The sequence below is a fragment of the Franconibacter sp. IITDAS19 genome, assembly GCF_023079515.1.
GTDB lineage: Bacteria > Pseudomonadota > Gammaproteobacteria > Enterobacterales > Enterobacteriaceae > Franconibacter > Franconibacter pulveris.
On the sequence record NZ_JALJCP010000001.1, the window covers coordinates 982,931 to 997,602 of the forward strand.

At 55.8% G+C, this 14,672-nt stretch carries 16 protein-coding genes; 5 read left to right on the plus strand and 11 right to left on the minus strand.

Annotated elements, in window-relative coordinates; all coding sequences use genetic code 11:
* Position 1: 1 nt before the first annotated feature.
* The 3 genes from cho to nadE all read right to left on the minus strand — a co-directional run bounded on the left by cho (position 2) and on the right by nadE (position 2,729).
* On the minus strand, positions 2–868 hold the full coding sequence (gene cho, locus MT962_RS04830; protein ID WP_024558059.1) for an excinuclease Cho: 867 nt from the start codon (positions 866–868) through the stop codon (positions 2–4).
* A gap of 73 nt (positions 869–941) precedes the next feature.
* Positions 942–1,859, minus strand: a complete 918-nt coding sequence (gene yddG / locus MT962_RS04835) for an aromatic amino acid DMT transporter YddG (protein WP_247364797.1) — start codon at positions 1,857–1,859, stop codon at positions 942–944.
* Positions 1,860–1,901: 42 nt separating this feature from the next.
* The gene (gene nadE / locus MT962_RS04840) at positions 1,902–2,729 is read right to left on the minus strand and encodes an ammonia-dependent NAD(+) synthetase (RefSeq protein WP_024558061.1); all 828 of its coding nucleotides are present in this window, start codon (positions 2,727–2,729) and stop codon (positions 1,902–1,904) included.
* A gap of 255 nt (positions 2,730–2,984) precedes the next feature.
* Between nadE and osmE the strand changes: the two genes are divergently transcribed.
* Positions 2,985–3,326, plus strand: coding sequence for an osmotically-inducible lipoprotein OsmE (gene osmE, locus MT962_RS04845; RefSeq protein WP_024558062.1), 342 nt, complete (start codon positions 2,985–2,987; stop codon positions 3,324–3,326).
* A gap of 80 nt (positions 3,327–3,406) precedes the next feature.
* Here the strand turns inward: osmE and katE are convergent, their stop codons facing one another.
* Entirely contained in the window at positions 3,407–5,665 is a 2,259-nt protein-coding gene (gene katE, locus MT962_RS04850) for a catalase HPII (protein WP_024559613.1), read from the minus strand.
* 228 nt (positions 5,666–5,893) lie between these two features.
* On the opposite strand from katE, the gene cedA reads away from it, so the two are divergent.
* Positions 5,894–6,127, plus strand: a complete 234-nt coding sequence (gene cedA / locus MT962_RS04855; RefSeq protein ID WP_024558064.1) for a cell division activator CedA — start codon at positions 5,894–5,896, stop codon at positions 6,125–6,127.
* Between the two features lie 54 nt (positions 6,128–6,181).
* Here the strand turns inward: cedA and MT962_RS04860 are convergent, their stop codons facing one another.
* From MT962_RS04860 to hxpB, 4 genes are all read right to left on the minus strand, one after another.
* Positions 6,182–7,573 carry an L-cystine transporter gene (locus tag MT962_RS04860; RefSeq protein ID WP_247364798.1) on the minus strand — a complete coding sequence of 464 codons (1,392 nt, stop codon included), beginning with the start codon at positions 7,571–7,573 and terminating at the stop codon, positions 6,182–6,184.
* A 135-nt stretch (positions 7,574–7,708) separates the two neighbouring features.
* A complete protein-coding gene (locus MT962_RS04865) occupies positions 7,709–8,311 on the minus strand; it encodes a metal-dependent hydrolase (protein WP_125454258.1) in 603 nt (200 codons plus the stop codon).
* An 89-nt stretch (positions 8,312–8,400) separates the two neighbouring features.
* The gene (kduD, locus tag MT962_RS04870) at positions 8,401–9,162 is read right to left on the minus strand and encodes a 2-dehydro-3-deoxy-D-gluconate 5-dehydrogenase KduD (RefSeq protein WP_247364799.1); all 762 of its coding nucleotides are present in this window, start codon (positions 9,160–9,162) and stop codon (positions 8,401–8,403) included.
* A gap of 159 nt (positions 9,163–9,321) precedes the next feature.
* Positions 9,322–9,990, minus strand: coding sequence for a hexitol phosphatase HxpB (gene hxpB, locus MT962_RS04875; RefSeq protein WP_024558068.1), 669 nt, complete (start codon positions 9,988–9,990; stop codon positions 9,322–9,324).
* Positions 9,991–10,148: 158 nt separating this feature from the next.
* Here hxpB and MT962_RS04880 point away from each other — a divergent pair, with 158 nt between their 5' ends.
* Positions 10,149–10,685: a YniB family protein gene (locus MT962_RS04880; protein WP_024559617.1), complete on the plus strand. Its 537-nt coding sequence runs from the start codon at positions 10,149–10,151 to the stop codon at positions 10,683–10,685.
* A gap of 42 nt (positions 10,686–10,727) precedes the next feature.
* On the opposite strand, the gene MT962_RS04885 is transcribed toward MT962_RS04880, so the two are convergent.
* The 3 genes from MT962_RS04885 to pfkB all read right to left on the minus strand — a co-directional run bounded on the left by MT962_RS04885 (position 10,728) and on the right by pfkB (position 12,979).
* Positions 10,728–11,588, minus strand: a complete 861-nt coding sequence (locus tag MT962_RS04885; RefSeq protein WP_247364800.1) for a fructosamine kinase family protein — start codon at positions 11,586–11,588, stop codon at positions 10,728–10,730.
* Positions 11,589–11,692: 104 nt separating this feature from the next.
* Entirely contained in the window at positions 11,693–11,980 is a 288-nt protein-coding gene (gene ghoS, locus MT962_RS04890; protein ID WP_048888225.1) for a type V toxin-antitoxin system endoribonuclease antitoxin GhoS, read from the minus strand.
* A gap of 69 nt (positions 11,981–12,049) precedes the next feature.
* On the minus strand, positions 12,050–12,979 hold the full coding sequence (gene pfkB, locus MT962_RS04895; protein ID WP_024558072.1) for a 6-phosphofructokinase II: 930 nt from the start codon (positions 12,977–12,979) through the stop codon (positions 12,050–12,052).
* Positions 12,980–13,273: 294 nt separating this feature from the next.
* Between pfkB and MT962_RS04900 the strand changes: the two genes are divergently transcribed.
* Both MT962_RS04900 and MT962_RS04905 read left to right on the plus strand, forming a co-directional pair.
* Positions 13,274–14,032: a YdiY family protein gene (locus tag MT962_RS04900; protein ID WP_024558073.1), complete on the plus strand. Its 759-nt coding sequence runs from the start codon at positions 13,274–13,276 to the stop codon at positions 14,030–14,032.
* A gap of 265 nt (positions 14,033–14,297) precedes the next feature.
* Entirely contained in the window at positions 14,298–14,522 is a 225-nt protein-coding gene (locus MT962_RS04905; protein WP_048888224.1) for a hypothetical protein, read from the plus strand.
* Positions 14,523–14,672 lie beyond the last annotated feature (150 nt).

Consider the following 14,672-nt stretch of genomic DNA (forward strand, 5'->3'; position numbering starts at 1 on the left):
CTTAGCGCGCCAGCTCGACGATATCGTGCTGGCCGCTGATGAGCGGCTTGCAGAGTATTTTATAGCCGTCGTTGTCGAAGCCCTGCGGCGCGCGGCTGATGGTTTTCGCCTCATCCAGCGTGTTGACCGAGCCGAGCCAGAACCAGTTATGGATGATATGGTACTGGGTCATCTCGCCAAAGCTCTCTTTAAGCCCCACCGGCCCCTGCCACGGCCAGCAGATCACCTGCATGCGCGCCAGGCCCGCCATCAGCCGCTCATTGTGCGCCTCTTCGCTCTCGCGCCCGCAGCAGGCACCCGCGCAGCGCTTAAGCGCCGAGCGAAAGCAGGCGCGGCCGCGGCTTAACGCCTCAAGCCCCAGCAGGCCGTAACAGAGCTGATGCTCATCAGCCAGCGACTGCAGCGTTTGCAGCGCGGCGCGGCGGCTGGAAAAAAGACCATAGAGCCCGGGCTCGCTGGAGAAATCGACTTCGCGGGCATAAACCACTTCCGGCTTCGCGCCGTTCAGGCGCAGCGAGCAGAGCTGACGGTTGCGGCGCAGGCGTTTGTTGAACAAGGGCTGCTGCTCTTTGATCATCTGCGCTTCCAGCAACAGCGCGCCTATCTCGCCAGCCGTGCGGATAAATGTGATTCGCCGGGACTGGCGCAGCATCGCCGCTTCATCCGGGGTGCGCAGGTGAGAAAGCACCCGGCTGCGAATATTCACGCTTTTACCGATATAAAGGGGCATGGTTTCGCTTTCGCCATGGAAAACATACACGCCGGGGTGTTTGGGCAGATCGTCGAGCCAGGGACGCAGATGCTCGGGGTATTCATAAATCGCCGCGGCTTCAAAATCGAGCCTTGGCGCGCCAGTACGCCTTACCACTCATTACTCTCCTGAATACTGTTTACTTATCCAGTCTATCAGGGAATGTCTGGTTGAAAAAGCGGCATGTTGTTCAGCGGTTGCGCGTGGCAAGCCAGCAGACCAGCGATCCAAGCACCACCATTACCACGCCTTGCCAGAAGCCGAAGCCGGGCGTCAGGCCGAGCCAGAGGCTGGCAAGCAGCGCGGAAAGCACCGGCGTGAAGTACGAGGCGGTGGCGAGCAGGGTCATATTGCCGTGGCTTATGCCTCGATTCCATGCGGAGTAAGCGATAGCGGTCGACAGCCCCATAAACAGCAACTGGAGCGAGGCGGGCAGCGAAAAGTGCAGCGCGGGCTGCGGCGTAATAAAAAACATAACCCATAAGACGATGGCCGTTGCGCAGAAGAAAAGCGTCACGCCGCTTCTGCCCTCGCTCCAGCGGCGCGTAAGGTTACAGTAAAGCGCCCAGATAAGCGCGGCGGCAAAGGCCAGACCATAGGCGATGGGGTTATCCTGCATATTGGCCCACAGCAGGGCGAGCGACCAGTCGCCGTCGCCTTTCAACACCTGCGCGACGCCAGCCACCGCCAGCGCTAAGCCGGGCCAGATGAGCCACGAGGCGCGCTGGCCGTTTAAAAACAGCGCCAGCAGAACGGTAAGGCTCGGCCACAGATAGTTGATCATGCCAAGCTCCAGCGACTGCGCTCGGGTGTGGGCAAGACCAATCGCGAGAGCGAGACTGATTTCATAGCCGACAAAAAGCGCGCCGCCGATAAACAAATACCGTTTCGGCAACTGACGCGGGCGCGGCAACCCCAGCGCCAGACAAAGGCAAATGGCGCTGAGCGTGTAAATAAGCGCGGCGCCGCCGGTTGGACCGAACTGCTCGGCGATGCTGCGAAACAGGCCGACGGAAGCGCTCCAGAGGAGAATCGCTATCAGCCCTGCAAGAGTGGCGCGCTGTGCTGAAACCGGATGGGCGGTAAGAGAAGGGGCTGACTCAGGCATACGCTTTCCATAAAAAAGGTGGCCGAAGCCACCTTCGCGTGATTATTTTTTCCAGAAATCGTCAAAAATAGTGATCGGCGGGCGGCGCTTATGCTCCGTCTTGAGATACCAGCCTTCAATGGTTTTGGCGAGGTTTTCGTCGATCTGCTTGCCTTCGAGGTAATCGTCGATGTTTTCGTAAGTCACGCCCAGCGCCACTTCATCCGGCAGCGAGGGGCGATCGTCTTCGAGATCGGCGGTCGGCACTTTCAGGTAGAGGTGTTCCGGGCAGCCCAGCTCTTTAAGCAGTTGTTTGCCCTGGCGCTTGTTGAGACGGAACAGCGGGTTGATGTCGGTGCCGCCATCGCCATACTTGGTGAAGAAGCCGGTAATCGCTTCCGCCGCGTGGTCTGTGCCCACCACCACGCCTTTGGTCATGCCCGCAATGCTGTACTGCGCTTTCATACGCTCGCGCGCTTTTTCGTTGCCGCGCACAAAATCGCTGAGCTCAATGCCCGCGTCGCGCAGCGCCTTCTCGCTCGCCAGCACGGATTCCTTAATATTCACCGTCAGTACTTTATCCGGCTGGATAAAGTTCAGCGCGTCCTGGCAATCCTTTTCATCAAACTGCACGCCGAAGGGCAGGCGTACGGCGATGAACTGATAGCTGCTGTCGCCAGTTTCTTCACGCAGTTCGCTGATAGCCGTCTGGCTCAGTTTGCCTGCGAGCGTGGAGTCCTGGCCGCCGCTGATGCCTAATACCAGGGTTTTCAGAAACGGATAGGTTTTGAGGTAGCTTTTGAGGAAATCAACGCTGGCGCGGATCTCTTCGCGGGCGTCAATCTGCGGTTTCGCGCCAAGCGCCTGAATAATCTCTTGCTGCAAAGACATTTAACCCCTCCGGTTGTGGTTAACCTGCAACGCGCAGGCGAAAAAACAGGATTTGTTAAAGCTAACCCTTTGACGGCAAAACGACAAGTTTCGTACCGCTACAGACAGCGCGAGCGCTGCTAATTGCGGCGTTTTCTCTTTCCCTCCTGTCGATAAGGGAATAATCCTAATTCGCTTCGCTTATCGCTAACAAGTTGATAAATGTTCGTTTCTATTCCAGGCTTACTTCACACGCTGAGAAAAGAGGACGACAAAATGAAAAAGAACTTTGCAGGATTTTTAAGTGCAGCGGCGGTTATGACCATGCTTGCGGGCTGTACGGCTTATGACCGGACGACCGATCAGTTCACGCAGCCGGTTGTGAAAGATGTGAAAAAAGGCATGAGCCGTGAGCAGGTTCGCCAGATTGCCGGTCAGCCTTCTTCTGAAGTGACCATGATCCACGCTCGTGGTACCTGCCAGACCTATATCCTGGGTCAACGTAACGGTAAAACCGAAACCTATTTCGTCGCGCTCGACGATACCGGCCACGTGCTGAACTCCGGCTACCAGACCTGCGCCGAATATGACACCGACCCGCAGGCGCCGAAAAAGTAAGCGCGCAGGGTTAAAAAAACCGGCTTCGGCCGGTTTTTTTATTGTCTGCCCCCTCCGGTAAAGGAGGGGGAGAATAACGATCAAGCCGGTATGGTCAGACTTTTCGTGGTGCGCGACCAGATGCGATGGCCCGCCAGCAGCTTCACAAAATCGTCGGTAAAGTTGCCTGTCGCATCATCCGCCTCCAGCACGCCTTCCTCGCCCGCATCCGGAACCTTAATGAACGGTTTGAACTGACGGGCCTCCCCGAGCAGCGCGATAACCTTGAGGTGCTTGTAGGCTTCCATCAGGTAGTACGCGGCATCGGCGTTATCAAGAATCGAAGCGACATCGCCCCCTGGCACAATCACCGCATCCACGGTTAATGACGGGGAGCCGGCGAAAGTGCCCGCGACCGGAATTCTTGAGCCATCATCCGCAACCGCTTCACCCATGCGTTTGTAGAGCAGCTTTGCATGCACGCCATGCGTTTTTAGCTTTTGCAGTACAGAGAGCAGCTCGGCGCCATTCACTTTATCGTTAAGCAGGACCGCCACCACGCGGCCTTTTACCGAGCCGCCCGGCACCGCATAAAGGCTAAGCGAGGCATCTTTTTTCAGGCCGTTGACATCTTTCGGCGGAGCGATATGCATCTGCTCATCCGTCAGCTCAATCCCCAGATTTTCAGCGACAGGCTGGGCCAGCGAAATGTCGATTCGACAAAGCTGATCCACCACGCGCTCACGAATATAGGGACGTACGACCTTACTTAGCTCAAAGCTGAAAGCGTCGATAATATGGCGCTGCTCAACCGGCGTCTGGCTTTGCCAGAAGAGGCGCGGATGCGCGTAATATTCGCCAAACGACGGGCTGCGCTCGCGGACTTTATAGCCTTCAATACGCTCCTGATAGCTCTCGAACCCGCCGCGTTTCGGCCCCGGCGGCGTTTCGCGCGGCCAGTTGTCATTGATTGAGTTGGGTTCGTAGTTCGCCGGATTCGTGTCGATATCCATGCGGTGCATGCCGTCCCGCTGGAAATTATGATAAGGGCAGGTAGGGCGGTTAATCGGAATTTCGTGGAAGTTCGGCCCGCCGAGACGGCTGATTTGTGTATCGGTGTAGGAGAAGAGGCGGCCCTGCAACAGCGGGTCGTTGGTGAAATCCAGCCCCGGCACGATATGGCCTGGATGGAATGCCGCCTGTTCGTTCTCGGCGAAGAAGTTATCCGGGTTGCGGTTGAGCACCATTTTGCCCACCAGTTGCACCGGCACCAGCTCTTCCGGAATCAGTTTGGTGGCATCCAGCAGGTCGAAATCAAACTTGAACTCATCTTCTTCCGGGATAAGCTGCAGGCCGAGCTCATATTCCGGGAAGTCGCCCGCTTCGATAGCTTCCCACAGATCGCGACGATGGAAATCGGGGTCGCGGCCAGTGAGCTTTTGCGATTCATCCCACAGCAGTGACGCTTTCCCTGCCACTGGCTTCCAGTGGAAGCGTACAAAGGTCGCTTTGCCTTCGGCATTGATCATGCGGAAAGTGTGAATGCCGAAACCTTCCATGGTGCGGTAGCTGCGCGGAATGCCGCGATCGGACATCGCCCAGATAACGTTATGCAGCGTCTCAGGCTGCAGCGAGACATAATCCCAGAACGTGTCGTGGGCGCTCTGGCCTTGTGGAATAGCCCAGTGCGGCTCCGGCTTCACGGCGTGAACGAAATCGGGGAATTTATGGGCGTCCTGAATGAAAAACACCGGCGTATTGTTGCCGACCAGGTCAAAAATGCCTTCCTGGGTATAAAACTTCGTGGCGAAACCGCGGATATCGCGCACGGTATCCGCCGAGCCTGCGCCGCCCTGAACGGTAGAAAATCGTACAAAGACAGGGGTGATTTTATCAGGGTCGGAGAGGAAATCGGCTTTCGTGATATGGCTCAGGCTCTTGTAAGGCTGAAAATAACCGTGGGCCGCCGAGCCGCGGGCGTGGACGATACGCTCCGGGATACGCTCATGGTCAAAGTGGGTGATTTTTTCCCGCAGGATAAAATCTTCCAGCAGCGTAGGGCCGCGTGTGCCTGCGCGCAGGGAGTTCTGATCGTCGGCGATGCGCACGCCCTGGTTGGTGGTCAACGGAAAGTCTTCGCTTCCTTTGCGAAAGGTTTCCAGCGCTTTAAGCTTTTCATTAGAGGTGTCCGGCGCTTTCAGACTGCCGGGCGCGGTGGGTTGCTCTCCGGGCGGGGTGGGAACCGGGTCGGGGCGGTGCGAACCATCTTCCGGAGCAAGGGAATCGAGGCCGGGACGCGACTCATCGGCATCATGCACCGGCGATTCATGATGGTGTGGTTTTTTCTCTTCTTGCGACATTGAACGCTTCTCCTGTTTTCATTGCTGAAAGGCGGCTTTTTTGTGTTCAAAAGCTTTCTAACTATAGAACAGGGAAGGGGATCCAGCGCTTGCGCCAGACGGCAAAACGGCGTGAAAAACGTCATCTGGGGCGCGTTGAAGCACGCTATACGCGACGCCGCAGCCCACAATCCGCTATGATAGTTTTTTCCTGTTTATGGAATTATTAAGAGTAAAAAACCGACGCCTATGAAACCACTTCGTCAACAGAATCGTCCCATCATCAGCTATGTACCCCGCGTGGAGCCGGCACCGCCGGATCATGCCGTGCGCATGGAGGGTTTTCAGGATGTGTACCTGCTGCGTGGCAAATACGTCGCGTTTGTGCTGGTGGGCGAGCACTTTCGCCGCTCCCCCGCCTTCGGCGTGCCTGAAGCCGCCCAACGCTGGGCTACGCAGATGCGTCAGGAAACGGACGTTTAGCCTGCTTCAGGCATAAAAAAGCCGCCCGCAGGCGGCTTTTGCGTTTTTTATCGCTTAGCGGTGAGCCAGTTCGGCTTCTTCCTCGCTGTTAAGAACCGTTTTGTCGGTCTGCTTCAGCCACTGGCTGGTGAGCGTGCCGGCGGTCATTGAACCGCTCACGTTCAGCGCCGTACGGCCCATATCGATAAGCGGTTCAACCGAGATCAGCAGAGCGACGAGCGTTACCGGCAGGCCCATCGCTGGCAGCACGATCAGCGCCGCGAAGGTGGCGCCACCGCCCACGCCCGCTACGCCTGCCGAACTCAGGGTGACGATGCCAACCAGCGTTGCTATCCACATCGGGTCGAAGGGGTTAATGCCAACCGTCGGGGCAACCATTACCGCGAGCATAGTCGGGTAGAGACCCGCGCAGCCGTTCTGTCCGATGGTGGCGCCGAAAGAGGCGGCGAAGCTTGCGATCGATTCCGGCACGCCCAGACGACGCGTTTGCGCTTCCACATTCAGCGGAATGGACGCTGCGCTTGAGCGGCTGGTAAAGGCGAAAGTCAGTACCGGCCAGACTTTGCGGAAATATTTCAGCGGGCTGACGCCGTTAACCGCAAGCAGAATGCCGTGCACGACAAACATGATGCCCAGCCCCAGGTAAGAGGCGACAACGAAGCTGCCGAGCTTAATGATGTCCTGCAGATTGGAGCCTGCAACCACCTTAGTCATCAGCGCCAGCACGCCATAAGGCGTCAGCTGCATAACGAGACGCACCAGCTTCATTACCCAGCTTTGCAGAGTATCGATGGCCGCCAGCACGCGTTCGCCTTTCGGCGCATCGTCTTTCAGCAGCTTAAGCGCGGCCACGCCGAGAAAAGCGGCAAAAATCACGACGCTGATAATCGACGTGGGGTTCGCGCCAGTCAGGTCGGCAAAGGGGTTTTTAGGCACAAACGACAGCAGCAATTGCGGTACGGTCAGGTCCGCCACTTTGCCGACGTAGTTCGTCTGAATAGCGTTCAGGCGAGCGGTTTCCGCGCTCCCCTGCACCAGACCTTCCGCCGTCAGGCCAAAGAGGTTAGTGACAAACACGCCCACCAGCGCCGCGATAAGCGTCGTGAAGAGCAGAATGCCGATAGTCAGTACGCTAATCTTGCCAAGGGAAGAGGCGTTATGCAGGCGCGCCACGGCGCTCAGAATAGAGGCGAAGACCAACGGCATAACAATCATCTGCAGCAGTTGAACATAGCCGTTGCCGACCACGTTGAACCACTGGATAGAGCTTTTCAGCACATCGCTTTGCGCGCCGTAGATCAGCTGCAGCGCGAGGCCAAAGACCACGCCGATGACCAGGCCGAGCAACACTTTTTTGGCGAGACTCCACTGCTTGTGGCGCGTTTGCGCCAGCAAGAGCAGCAGAATGACGAACGCGACAACGTTCGCGATTAATGGAAGGTTCATCCCCGTTTCTCCTGATTTCTTATGACGGGCATGCGTAAAATGGCATGCCTTTATGCCGCAAAGGGTATCAGAAGCGTTGCGAGTTACTTATATCCAAAAAGAATAGGTTATTCCGCACGGTATTATTTTGCTGGTTTATTGTCCTGTCTGGTGATGAATAAACCGATTAAAGCCGTTTTGCAGCGAATTAATCGCCTGAGATGACCAGCGAATTGCACTGTTTTCGGGCATGCCCTGCGGCATCCAGACCGCCCAGGCGAAAAGCGCCATGCACAATACGCGCTCCAGCTGGTTGCCTTTTTGCGGCGCCAGGATAGGCAAACGAAAGCGCCAGCGGCAGGGCCACAGCAACGGCACGCCCGCTGGGGTTAGCATGTCGGCGAGAATATGGCTCAGGTAGCCCAGCACCATGCCCTGCAGCGCGTCGGCGGGAACAATCCAGCTTTCCGGCACCTGAAGATAAAACACCGTCAGCAAGCCAAATACGGCCAGCAGGCTGTGAGTAAAGCCACGGTGCCCAAAAGCGCGGGCGATGGGTTTCGATATCCATTTAAGCCGCTGCCCAAGAAATGATTTGGGGTGATCGATATCCGGCAGCAGGCAGGTGAGAATGGCGGAGGGAACAATATGCCACCAGTCGCCCTGCGCCAGTACAGGCGTGAGCTCGGCGTTTTTGGCGAACACCGCGCAGGCAATGGAAAAAAGCAGGTGGCCTTCCGCCGTCATGATAAAACCCAACGTAACTGTCAATTCATCCAGTATAGGAGTTTTATACAGTAGACGGAAGTGGTGACGGTGTAACTCTTTGTCACAATCCGCGCCTGCAGTCAGCGCGCCAGCCAGCCTCCGTCCACAGCCAGCGTATACCCGTTTACATAATCGGCAGCGGATGAAGCCAGAAAAACCACCGCTCCCTGTAAATCCTCCGGTTTGCCCCAGCGTCCGGCTGGAATGCGGTCGAGGATTTCCTGATTGCGCGCCGCGTCTTCACGCAGCTCCTGGGTGTTATTGGTCGCCATATAGCCCGGCGCGATGCCGTTGACGTTGATACCGTATTTTGCCCATTCGTTCGCCAACAGGCGGGTCAGACCCAGCACGCCGCTTTTCGAGGCGGTATAAGAAGGCACGCGAATGCCGCCCTGAAAAGAGAGCATTGAAGCGATATTGATAATCTTGCCGCCGCTGCTTTGCTTAATAAACTGCTTCGCCACGGCCTGGGAGAGGAAAAACAGTGATTTCAGGTTCAGGTCCATGACCTCATCCCAATCCTTTTCACTAAAACTGAGCGCCTCTTCCCGGCGAATGGTGCCGGCATTGTTAACCAGAATATCTATCCTCCCCATCTGCTCAACCGCTTCGCGAACGATATCCTGCAGCCTGTCATGGCGGCTGAGGTCGGCCTGAATGGCGTGAAAGCGGCGGCCCAGCGCCTGCACTTTCTGCGCCGTTTCCTGCGGCGCTTTGCGGTTGACGCCAATAATATCGCAGCCCGCCTCAGCCAGGCCCAGCGTCATGCCTTGTCCCAGACCCGTATCGCAGCCGGTAACCAGCGCTACTTTCCCTGCAAGCGTAAAAGCGTCAAGAATCATAGATGCCCCTGTGTGGTGATGAAATGGTCCGTGGGTGAGCTTGCGAGAAGCATAGGAAGGGGCGTGATAAAACACAAATGGAATTGAAAAGGTGTTTCATAAATTTTGATTGGGTTAATAAAAAAGGGCAGCGGCGTGCCCTTTTTCAGCGGTAACCGCTTAACCGCGCAGATGCGTTGCCGTCAGCGCCTCCAGCGAGTCCAGCTTCACGTTAGCCAGTGCCCAGCGGGGGTCGTCGCGGTTTTCCGGGGCCGGGATGACGATGGAGCGCATGCGCGCGGCTTTCGTTGCCACCATGCCGTTAACGGAATCTTCCAGCGTGACGCAGGTCAGCGGATCTACGCCAAGCTTCGCGGCGGCATCAAGATAGACCTGCGGGTGCGGCTTGCTGTACGGCAAGTGCTCCGCCGAGGCGAGGGCGTCAAACTGGTCGCGCAATTCAAACATGTCCAGCACCTGTTCAAGCATGCGCAAAGGCGAAGCGGAGGCCAGACCTACCTTCAAGCCCTGCGCTTTGCACAGGGCTACCGCCTGATGCACGCCAGGCAGCAGAGGGCGTTCCTCTTCCACCAACGTGATGGCGCGGTTAATGATGCGCTCCGTCACTTCCGCCACCGACGGGCCATTCCAGGGTTGTTGGGCGAACCAGAGCTCCACGACAAGATCGATGCGTAACCCCAGCGTGTCGGGCAATTCATGACGGCGGGAGATATCCACGCCCAGCGTTTTCATCACTTCCAGTTCCGCCTGGTCCCACAGGGGTTCGGAATCGATCAGCAATCCATCCATATCAAAGATCGCGGCGAGGATTTGGCGCGAGGTCGACATCGGCTGCACTCCTTTCAGATTGTTTAAGAAGGATTATCAATAGCCTGAAAAACGAAGTATGGCTACTGCTTTGTCTTCCCGCCTGGAAAGTGCAGCGAAAAGCGCAGGGAGAAGGTAGACTTAAAGCGACAATGTGACGTCACAATCAAGGGGAAAGCATGACGTATCAACAAGCTGGACGCATTGCCGTAGTAAAACGCATTGCCGGGTGGCTTATCTTTATTCTGGCGACGATTTCCACGGTTATTTCTGTTCTGAAATTTATGTATGAGCACAGCGACAAGCAGCCGGGCATCAATGCGGTGATGATGGACTTTGCTCATGTAATGATTGAGATGATGCGCTTTAACACGCCGTTTCTGAACCTGTTCTGGTATAACTCGCCGCTGCCCGACTTCCGGCATCAGGCCAATATTCTGTTCTGGGTGATTTTTGCGCTCATTTTTGTCGGCCTCGCACTTCAGGCCAGCGGCGCGCGCATGAGCCGTCAGGCGCGCTTTCTGCGCGAAGGGGTGGAAGACCAGTTAATTCTTGAGCGGGCAAAAGGCGCCGATGGGCTTAGCCGCGAACAGATAGAGTCTAAAATCGTGGTGCCAAGGCATACCATTTTTCTGCAAATCTTCCCGCTTTATATCCTGCCGGTCATCGTCATCGTGCTGGGTTACCTTTTCTTCTCACTGCTTGGTTTTCTCTGATGCGTCAGCCACTCCATTGAGGAGTGGCTGACCTGGGCGTCGTCAGGCCGCTAAAATCCTCTCCAGCGCTTTTTGCGCCGTGACCAGATGTTGCCCGCCGAAGAGTATTGCCCGGTTAAGCAGCGTATAAAGCTGATAAAGCGGCTGTCTCGTTAAGAAGTCGGGCGGCAATGGCGCAACAGACTGGTAGCCATCGTAGAGCTGCGGCGGCTGTTCCGAATGCAGCGGCAGCATCGCGAGGTCGCATTCCCTGTCGCCCCAGTAACAGGCGGGGTCGTAAATATAGGGACCGTTCGGGCCGAGCGCGCAATTGCCGGACCAGAGATCGCCATGCAGCAGGGAAGGTTGAGGCTGGTGGCCGGCGAGCTGTTGATGCACCGCATCGACAATCAGGTCGATATCGCCGAACTCCAGCCCTTTTTCCGCCGCCAGCTCAAGCTGCCAGCCGATGCGCTGCTCGGCGAAAAAGGTCGCCCAGCGTCGCTGCCAGGCGTTGGGCTGTGGCGTCGTGGAAAGATCGTTATCGAAATCAAGGCCAAACTGAGGTTGTTCGCTCCACTGATGCAGGCGAGCCAACTGTTGCCCCAGAAGAAAAGCGTTATGCGCATCAAGCGGACGAGGAGCGAGGTATTCCAGCAGCAAAAAGCTGTAATCCCTGTCGCTGCCTACGGCGTAAACTTCCGGCACCGTTACCGTCTTGCTGCGCGCCAGCAGATCGAGCTGATCCGCTTCGGCGGTAAAAACGGACAACAGTTCTCGATCGTCACACTTAATAAATACCGGTCGGCCTGCGAAAGTCACTTTCCAGGCGGCGTGGATTTCACCTCCCGGCAGCTCCTCCCGGTGGGTTATTTCGCCTTCACCCAGCTGCTCATTCAATAACCGCGTAATCGCTTGCCACATGACGCTTCTCTCCCGGGTTATCAATCAGATCATCAGGTTAGCGCAAAAGGGCGAGCGAAAACGTCGAGCTGACGCACACCCTGACTCGCTTTGCGCCGTGGTCGTTACGTCGCTTTTTGCCACTCCTCCCAGGTGGTTATCTCCACCTCAGGTTGTCTGTCCAGCGCCACTTCGCCGAGGCCGCGCGCCATTGCCAACACCTCTTCTTTGCTAAGCGCGCTGATCATGCCAAACGTGTTGGGGCCCAGTTCATGAATTTTACCTTCTTCATCGCTCATGGTGAGCTGAAAACCGCCCCGGGTGAGCGCATTGGTTAGCTCATTGATATCCGCAAGGCCGTGCTCCTGATATTTCAGGGTAACTACATAGCGCGTAATGTCTCCGCTGCTCATTATTTACCTCACTGTTGCAAGTCGCCAGGGCAATGCCTGCCCGACGCGATGGAAAGGAAGAGGGGGAAACTAGCCCTTCAGGTAGTCGTAAATTTTGTCGGTGTTTTCGCGCGAGCAGAGCTGGGTGCCCTGGTGCAGTGTGGCGGCGCTGCCTGCGGCCACGCCATAGCGCACCATATCCAGCAGCGAAGCGCCTTCGGCCAGTTTGAGCGTCATCGCGCCGACCATGCTGTCACCCGCGCCCACGGTGCTCTGGCTTTTCACCGGCGGCGGCACCACCTGCACGCAATCCTGTTCATCCACCGCCAGCGCGCCTTGCGGGCCAAGCGAGACGACAACACGTCGCGCCTTGCCGCGCCTGACCAGCTCCATCGCCGCCTGACGTACGTCATCCGGCTGCGTGAGGTCGCGTTTCACCAGCGCGCCAAGTTCTTTCTGGTTGGGCTTCACCAGTTCGATATCGCCAATCTCCAGCGCAGCAGCCAGCGCGTCGCCCGAGCTGTCGAGAATGCAGCGTATGTTTTGTCGCTGGGCGGCTTTTATCAGGCCACAAAGTTTGGCGACATTCACGCCCGGCGGCAGGCTGCCGCTTATCACCAGAATGGAACCCGCTTCAATAGCCAGTACTTTTTCTTCGAGCTGGCGGAATTCTTCATCGCTGAGTGCCGCGCCGGGCATAACAAATCGGTACTGTTCACCGCTTGCCTCGACGTGCACGTGCAGATTTTGTCGCGTCCAGTCTTTTGACTCTATGGTTTGTACGGCGACGTGTTCATCCAGCAACAGGGCCGTGAGGTGTTCGCCGGTGGCGCCGCCAGCCGGGAAAATCGCGGTGGCTTTGCCGCCAAGATGCGCGATAGCGCGCGCGACGTTAATCCCGCCGCCGCCGGGTTCGAAAACCGGCGCGCTACAGCGAAGCTTGCCTTCAGGATAAATTTGCGCCGTGAGGGTAGCGCTGTCGAGAGAAGGCGCCAGCGTCAGCGTATAAATGCGTACCATGTGACCTCCTTTTTATATGGGCTGCGGTAAGCGTAGCACTCCATACCGGGTTAGGGTGTGAATTAACACGCTGATTTCTCAAATAAAGCAGGTTTTTTCATCGGCGCTATATTTATGAAATAAAAGCAGATTTAAGATCCCTCTTATTCAAAAATAGAGATAAGAATTTATTGCCATGTTATGCGGGCCTTTTTATAATTTGTTACCTTTCGACGAGCCTTATGTCGTTGATTCCGGGAAAACATTCCAGGACCTTATCGGTCTCTTTTTTTTGTTGTACGGACCTAAAAATAAATGAAGCTTTTGAAGACAGTACCCGCAGTTATACTGCTTGCGGGGGGCGCGCTTGTGAGTCAGTTCGCAATCGCGGACAACACCGTTTTTACTGTCATGGACGATCCTTCCACCGCTAAAAAACCTTTCGAAGGCAACCTGAACGCCGGTTATCTGGCCCAGTCAGGCAACACGAAAAGCTCCTCTTTAACCGCCGACAGTACGCTAACCTGGTACGGTCAGAGAACAGCCTGGTCGCTGTGGGGCAATGCCAGCAACACCTCTTCTAACGATGAGCGTTCGTCAGAAAAATATGCGGTGGGCGGCCGTAGCCGCTACAACGTAACCGATCTGGATTATCTGTTCGGCCAGGCGAGCTGGCTGACCGACCGTTACAATGGCTATCGCGAGCGTGACGTAGCAACGCTGGGTTATGGTCGCCAGTTGCTTAACGGTCCGGTGCATAGTCTTCGCGTCGAATTTGGTCCGGGCGTGCGCTACGACGAATACACCAACGGTGACACCAAGACTCAGGGTCTCGGCTACGCTTCCGGCACCTATGCCTGGCAGCTTACCGATAACACGAAATTTACCCAGGGCGTTTCCGTCTTTGGCGCTGACGATACGACCGTTAACTCCGAAACCGCGCTTGATGTGGCTATTAACGCGCATTTTGGTCTTAAGGTCGCTTATAACGTCACCTGGAACTCCGAGCCGCCTTCTTCGGCGCCTGAGCATACCGACACTCGTACCTCCGTTACGCTCGGTTATAAGATGTAAAACAACAGGCCGGTTTATCCGGCCTGATTTTTTAAGTTAATTCTTAAAGTTGCATTTCAACCTGGTCGCTTAGTCTGGAAAATATAAAAATCCGTTTCTTCACTTTCTCTTCATAATTAGCCCCGCCATCAAACATTCAATTAATTTGAAACGAAATGACAAATAATTTGAGTGGGCAGAAATGTGATCTGGATCTACAATCTGATCACAGCGGTTTTATTACCGCACGGTTTAACCTGATTCAGAAAAATAAGAGAAGAAAATGATGAATATGATGAAAACCACAGCCGCAGCCGTTGTGCTGTCCGCGCTCTCGTTCGGCGTTTTTGCGGCCGAAACCGCAACTGATACCCGCACCGCACCTTCCAGTACCTGGAATGTCAAAGATGTGGAAGCCGGTTCGAATATTCAGCCTGGCGCCGCCTCTACCGGCCAGTCTATGAATGACGCCTTTGATGTTCATAAATTAGTGGCGGGTGAATGGTCTTAATAATCCGACCTTTTGCTTTTAGGCGTGTTAACTGCAAGCCATATAGGTTACGTCTTATATAAAAAACCGGAATTTAACGTCCGGTTTTTTATTATTTTATTTTTATATCCTGTCTTCTTTCCTTTTACTGCCAGTAATTTCGTCATTTCT

Coding starts and splice junctions, on each gene's coding strand:
- katE (WP_024559613.1), bottom strand. CDS start 5,665: ATGTCGCAAGAAGAGAAAAAACCACACCATCATGAATCGCCGGTGCAT.
- nadE (WP_024558061.1), bottom strand. CDS start 2,729: ATGTCTTTGCAGCAAGAGATTATTCAGGCGCTTGGCGCGAAACCGCAG.
- MT962_RS04905 (WP_048888224.1), top strand. CDS start 14,298: ATGAATATGATGAAAACCACAGCCGCAGCCGTTGTGCTGTCCGCGCTC.
- pfkB (WP_024558072.1), bottom strand. CDS start 12,979: ATGGTACGCATTTATACGCTGACGCTGGCGCCTTCTCTCGACAGCGCT.
- hxpB (WP_024558068.1), bottom strand. CDS start 9,990: ATGTCGACCTCGCGCCAAATCCTCGCCGCGATCTTTGATATGGATGGA.
- yddG (WP_247364797.1), bottom strand. CDS start 1,859: ATGCCTGAGTCAGCCCCTTCTCTTACCGCCCATCCGGTTTCAGCACAG.
- MT962_RS04860 (WP_247364798.1), bottom strand. CDS start 7,573: ATGAACCTTCCATTAATCGCGAACGTTGTCGCGTTCGTCATTCTGCTG.
- MT962_RS04900 (WP_024558073.1), top strand. CDS start 13,274: ATGAAGCTTTTGAAGACAGTACCCGCAGTTATACTGCTTGCGGGGGGC.
- kduD (WP_247364799.1), bottom strand. CDS start 9,162: ATGATTCTTGACGCTTTTACGCTTGCAGGGAAAGTAGCGCTGGTTACC.
- MT962_RS04885 (WP_247364800.1), bottom strand. CDS start 11,588: ATGTGGCAAGCGATTACGCGGTTATTGAATGAGCAGCTGGGTGAAGGC.
- ghoS (WP_048888225.1), bottom strand. CDS start 11,980: ATGAGCAGCGGAGACATTACGCGCTATGTAGTTACCCTGAAATATCAG.
- cedA (WP_024558064.1), top strand. CDS start 5,894: ATGAAACCACTTCGTCAACAGAATCGTCCCATCATCAGCTATGTACCC.
- MT962_RS04880 (WP_024559617.1), top strand. CDS start 10,149: ATGACGTATCAACAAGCTGGACGCATTGCCGTAGTAAAACGCATTGCC.
- osmE (WP_024558062.1), top strand. CDS start 2,985: ATGAAAAAGAACTTTGCAGGATTTTTAAGTGCAGCGGCGGTTATGACC.